Consider the following 2,313-nt stretch of genomic DNA (forward strand, 5'->3'; position numbering starts at 1 on the left):
CACCAAATCCTCGCTTCCGGACATGACCGCGTATGCTTTGCTGCCATCCGCTTTAAAAACAACATCATAAGGATTGGAAACAATCATCGTCTTATTCTGGTTATCAGATACATTTAATTCATCGAACAGTTCTTTCCGTTCTTCTACGATTTCCTCATCTTTTTCAAGATCAAGGACCGAGATTGCCGGGAAAATGGTTTCCTCGAAATGAATCGGTGTATCAACATTCGTTAACAAGTGCGGAACCCATGCTGTTTTACCATCAGGACTGATGACCAATTGTTCAAGCGTATTCGGAATTCCCTGGCTTTTTTTCTGATCCTTCTTGTCAGGTGAGTCTGCCAGCTGAATCTCTTTTACTACCTTATTTTCCGAGGTGTCAATGACAGATATCGCACTACTTAAATAGTGAGGCACATATAACTTATCGCCATTTGCCGTAATAGCAAGCGTCCGCGGGCGGTCGCCAACTTCAATTTCCTTGACCTTCTTCCTGTTCTCTAGGTCAAAAACAGAAACACTTCCCGAACGATAATTGGCAGTGTATAATGTTCTGCCATCCTGGCTTGTCACGACCCCAAACGGTTCAATGCCAGCAGGAATGGAGTCGACGACCTTCTTTTCCTTGATGGAAACAATATCAATCTTGTTATCTAGCATACACGCGACATACAGATATTTTTCATCTGGACTTAATGTCATCTGCCTAGGCTCTTTCCCAACCTTCACTTCCGCTAAAACCCTTCCCTTTTCAGGATCCATGAATGAGACAGTATTGATATCGATATTGGCTGTATAGACGGCAGTGCCATCCTTTTTCATAAGAATGTTGTTGCTGTTCACCGCATAGTCGCGGGTGCTGCCAAACTCCATAGCAACGCCTGCCTTTTCCGTGCAGCCCGCACTAAATACAGTTGTAATGGTCAATAAAAGGAAAAGAATCAGCTTCTTCATTGGAAACGCCTCTTTATGAATGATTTCTTGTTATTGTGACGTGTAACAGATCAAATTGATCCTTTAATGCTTCTTGGTGATTTCAACAGGCAGAAGAACAGGTGCAATTCCGTATTTGCCATGTCCTGCCTGAATTTGCGGTACATTATCCTTATCCGTGTTTCCTGGCTTGCCTTTTTTTAAATAGAAATCTCCTGTATCCCAGAATTCGCTGGCCTGCATGCCTTCTTCAAGAGATGGTCCATCAATGACACTGTCAAAGAAGTCGGTGTACTTTTCAATAATCGCTTCGTCTTCCAATGGCGCCGGCTGCTCCTGATCGCTATCACTATTGCTTAAATTATTGATCGCAACTCGGAAGACAGCAGCTACCCCGCCTGCGGTATAAGCATCATATTTGAATTCGTCATTACCAGTTTTATAGGCTTTAAGCTCTTGATCCCAGAGATTCTTATCCATTGCTACAAAAATCCCTCGTGCCGCTTCACGGTACTTATCATCAAACGTCGCCAGGTAAGCTGCCGTCAAACCACGAATGGCTCCCAACTGCGCCTGTAATGAAACCTCTTCATCAGCACCTGATCCAATTGTATAACCCTTTGCAGCCAAACCATTTTCCATGATCAATTCATTCATTATAAAGTCAGCTTGTGCCTTGATCATCTCTTTTGCACGTTCGCCTTCTTTTGTTTTTAACCCTTCTGCGGCATCTCCGCTTGCATAGCCAACCGGCAATCCATCAATGGCCCTTTGGAAGATCCTCAATGATTCAACTGTGTACCCAGCCTGGAACGTATCAACATAGTTTCCCTGATTTGCACCATCATGCTCAGTCACAAATGCTCCCTCATCTTTGTTGAAGTGCATGGCATCAAGGTTTTTAAATACGTGTAAAAGTACATCTTTGTTGACTGAATATGGATCAGTTGAAGCAACATCATTTGCTGTATCGCTATCCAGATTTACTTTTGGAGCTGAAGGGTATGGATTGTTGTCAAACAGTGCCCTGAACGAAGGCGCAACGTTTTTGTTCTCTGGCCGCTGATCAGTCATGCCATAAAACTCAGCTGCCGGCCATAGCATAAGCCATTGGTCATTAAGCAGACTCCGGCTGTCTGAGAGTTTCATAGACTTGGCGTTCGGCATCATATCATTGCCGTCTTCTTCAACCTCGATTTTGTGAGGGAGATAGACGAGTCCTTTAGAAGGATCATACTGGCTGCCAACTCCTGCCGACGTCAATTCTTTTCCATTGTAAAATAGTCCGTTTTTAATGAAGTTAAGTTTGTTCCAGATGCCTTCAACAAGGAACATTCCTTGCATGCCATCTGGTGAACTAACGCCAAGTCTGATATTTTC

At 43.6% G+C, this 2,313-nt stretch carries 1 protein-coding gene and 1 pseudogene; both read right to left on the reverse strand.

The genetic code is table 11. The features are described 5' to 3' along the window. A partial coding sequence (locus tag WB217_RS09295) for a YncE family protein (RefSeq protein ID WP_423992775.1) occupies positions 1 to 954 on the reverse strand: 954 nt, incomplete at its 3' end. Between the two features lie 63 nt (positions 955 to 1,017). After that, positions 1,018 to 2,313, reverse strand: a pseudogene (locus tag WB217_RS09300) (hypothetical protein); the annotation flags it as partial.

Origin of the sequence: Mesobacillus sp. (assembly GCF_049588175.1) — a bacterium.
Classification (GTDB): Bacteria; Bacillota; Bacilli; order Bacillales; family Cytobacillaceae; genus Mesobacillus.